This is a genomic window from Aeromonas sp. PrichA-15, assembly GCF_017939245.1.
Classification (GTDB): domain Bacteria; phylum Pseudomonadota; class Gammaproteobacteria; order Enterobacterales; family Aeromonadaceae; genus Aeromonas; species Aeromonas caviae.
Window position 1 is genome coordinate 1 of the sequence record NZ_JAGKRH010000283.1, and the last position, 479, is coordinate 479.

Below are 479 nucleotides of genomic sequence, written 5' to 3' on the forward strand. Positions count from 1 at the left end.
GTAAGTATTCACCGGAACAGTATTGACACAGGAAAAATGAGACGATCGTCTCTTGATCCCACTTTCCTGCTTGCTTGATCCTGCTCCTTAGATACGCTCCCCCCATGAGCAAAAACACCATGCATTCCGCGGGAATGCCCACCACTCTGGAGCAGGCCAACGAGCTGATTTATAAGCTCCTCGACCGCATCGCCGAGCTGGAGGACCGCCTCAATCAGCACAGCGGCAACTCCTCCAAGCCGCCTTCCAGCGACGGCCCCGGTGCACCGCCGCCGGCCCGCAAGCGTCCGGCGTCCGGCAAGCAACGGGGGGCGCAGCCCGGTCACAAGGGACATCGCCGCGAGCGGCATCCGCTTGATGCCCGCCTGACCCTGGTCCCGCATTACCCTGCCGCCGATTGCGCTTGCTGTGGCGGGGACATGGTGGCCCATGCCAAACCCTATCAGGTTCATCAGGTGTTCGAGCTGCCCGAGGTGAGC

Annotated in this window: 1 protein-coding gene; it reads left to right on the forward strand. The window is 62.0% G+C overall.

What is annotated here, in order from left to right:
• Positions 1-104 precede the first annotated feature (104 nt).
• Positions 105-479 (forward strand): DUF6444 domain-containing protein (locus J9889_RS21020; RefSeq protein ID WP_246878154.1); only part of this gene is annotated, 375 nt, incomplete at its 3' end.